Annotated in this window: 4 protein-coding genes; all 4 read right to left on the bottom strand. The window is 38.6% G+C overall.

The features are described from left to right. Positions 1 to 155: 155 nt before the first annotated feature. On the bottom strand, positions 156 to 449 hold the full coding sequence (locus FTV52_RS14390) for a type II toxin-antitoxin system RelE/ParE family toxin (protein ID WP_086266486.1): 294 nt from the start codon (positions 447 to 449) through the stop codon (positions 156 to 158). Continuing rightward, complete coding sequence (locus FTV52_RS14385; RefSeq protein WP_179991036.1) at positions 439 to 684, bottom strand: type II toxin-antitoxin system RelB/DinJ family antitoxin; 246 nt, start codon at positions 682 to 684, stop codon at positions 439 to 441. Before FTV52_RS14385 ends, FTV52_RS14390 begins: the two co-directional genes overlap by 11 nt. Before the next feature lie 319 nt (positions 685 to 1003). Next, positions 1004 to 1504 (bottom strand): META domain-containing protein, encoded by a 501-nt coding sequence (locus tag FTV52_RS14380; RefSeq protein WP_074163995.1) that lies wholly within the window; start codon positions 1502 to 1504, stop codon positions 1004 to 1006. A gap of 2 nt (positions 1505 to 1506) precedes the next feature. Then, positions 1507 to 2489: S1 family peptidase (locus FTV52_RS14880; RefSeq protein ID WP_373683432.1), on the bottom strand; the 983-nt coding region annotated here is incomplete at its 5' end.

Raw genomic sequence — 2489 nt, 5'->3', positions numbered from 1 at the left:
CCGAGCAGACGTGCACAGAAAACAGTAATCAAAGAACGAAATCTGAATCCTGTGCTTGACTTGGAAGTGTCTGTATAGGACATTTCTATTTGGTTATTAGGTAGGACATTTCTACTTAGGAATAACACAAAAATGGGAGCTTATAGCCCCCATTTTTAATCTTTAATGCGTTTCTTCGCTTCGTCATAAACTATGCTGTCAGCTCGTTTCCCAACGGTGATGAGCAAGATGACTACTTGATCATCTTTGACTTGATAAACTAATCTGACTCCAGCCTTTAATAATTTAATTTTATAGCAGCCTGCAAGATCACCTCTGAGGATATTCTTGGGAATATGTGGCTGCTCTATGACCTTAGCGAGTTTCTTCTTAAATTGATCTCTGATAGTACTGGGAAGTTTTTCCCATTCAGCTGTGAAGTCCTTATGACGTAAAAGCTTATAAGTCATCTAAAGTAATTTCCTCGAACATTTCTTTAGGGTCATTAATTCGCTTACGTACAGTCGCTAATAATTCAGCATCTTCTTCTGAGAGCAATGCTTTTTGAACAGGTAGTTTTCCTGTAGTTGCAATATACTCAAGTATGTTGGTGAAGAATTCAGTTGGTGCAATACCTTGTTCTTTAAGGATGGAATAGGATTTTTCTTTAAGGGCTTCATCGACCCTGAAGTTAACAGTAGCCATCATATCTCCCAGTTATTTAATGTACTAGGAGTACTGTAATGCAAATTGCATTACAAGTCGACTTCGTATAACCGCCATTATGTTAAATAGGGAATTCAAAGCTCTTTCTAAGAGTTGGTATAGTGGTAATACTTATTGAGTGCGTAAAAGAATTAGATTAATAAAATACTCAAAAGAAAAATAGTAAAAGGGAACTTACAGAAAATAAGTTACCGGCTCTTAAAATTATATTTAAACAAAGAAGCCCAACTAAATGATTGGGCTTCCTCATATCTAACTTTACCTTATGATTTTCATCAGTGTACTGCAAGAATTTAGACTACTTGTTGACTTGAACACCTTTAAAAATCAATTTCTCTTTTTTTTGTGTTTCTATAAGCAGTTGTGCCTGCCCCTTACGAGATTGAAGATATAATGTGGGAGCATTCACCAGAATATCTATCATCGTACTTTCACGTAAGTTGATATCATCAGGACAGCCCATCATTGTGGCAACAATTGGTTGTTCAGCATATAAATGATTGCCCTTAAAATGAATACCAATCGAATTTATATTACAAAACAAATTCCCAATATACAGCATCTTTTCTGCAAATTTTAGCGTGATAGGTTGGTCAGGTTTTGAAGCCAGAAATAATGAATCTATACGTTCACTATTAGCATTTGTTGCCTCGATTAATTCCCAAGAAAATTGCGCCAAGGTCTGCTCACTAAAGGACATCACTTGTAATTCTTGTATCTTGGACTGATCGGCTGATGAAGGCTTATGACAAGCGCTCAAAAGTCCAACGACGAACATCAGTATAAATATTCTAGTCATCGTTATTGTCCGTATAATAATGAGTAACCCTCTTTATAGAGTTCATCAGTAGACATATAGGTCATATATCCATTAGGTTTGGCGGCACCTCCGCAATACCCCTGACCTTTCATGGAAGAACTCCATGTGCCTTGATAAGTTGCAGTAGATAATAACCCTGCCGCCACACTTCCAATAAAGATTGGACCACCACTATCGCCACCCCAACAATCCAACGTTGGACCTGAAACTTTTACCCATGTTGCATTACACACACCTGCCCCTGATGGTCCACATTTATTGTCAGTACCAAATGCTTTAAATGCGGTCGACTGAACCGTACCACAACTATAACCAGTTTTCATTCCATAATGACAGACATACGTACCAACAGGTGTGTTACCTTGTGTACGTCGACCAGTTAGAGTTTTGACCACATTGTCACTGGCGAAAAATTCTGGGTTCAAGGTATGTGTAGATGATACTAAACTCATGGTTTGGAAATCCTGACTACCATTCCAGAAGTCTCCCACAAAGGTTAGTGCAATATTATCATTGCCAGTTGTCTTGCGGTCATCTACAGTAATTTTGTAATTCTTACAGTGAGCCGCTGTGGTCGCAAATTTTGTACCCGCAGCGTTTTTCACATTAAAACCTGTTGTACAATTATAAAAAGTGGTTGAAGTTGTACTATCCGCCATCAGCATGGTTTCTGCTGCCCTTACTGCGGCACTATGTCTTAATGGAATATTAGTGGTCGTTACTTTAAGTGGGACATTGGTTAATGTTCTAGGTTTTTCACTGCTCAGTAATTTCAAACCCTGTGTTTGGTTGGTTGCAGTATGCTTTGGATCATAAAGCTCTAAATCAATGCTATTTTCGGCACTGTTGCAAATAGTCGGTGGTGATAAACTTATCATCCCCTTTTGCTGATGGAGCTGCACATGAACCCATTCAAAGGCCGGCATTTTCAGCGTGACATCATTCTGTGGGCCGTACGCTGGTA

Source organism: Acinetobacter sp. YH1901141, from assembly GCF_013416935.1.
GTDB lineage: Bacteria > Pseudomonadota > Gammaproteobacteria > Pseudomonadales > Moraxellaceae > Acinetobacter > Acinetobacter towneri.
This window is presented reverse-complemented; position numbering and strand designations above follow the sequence as displayed.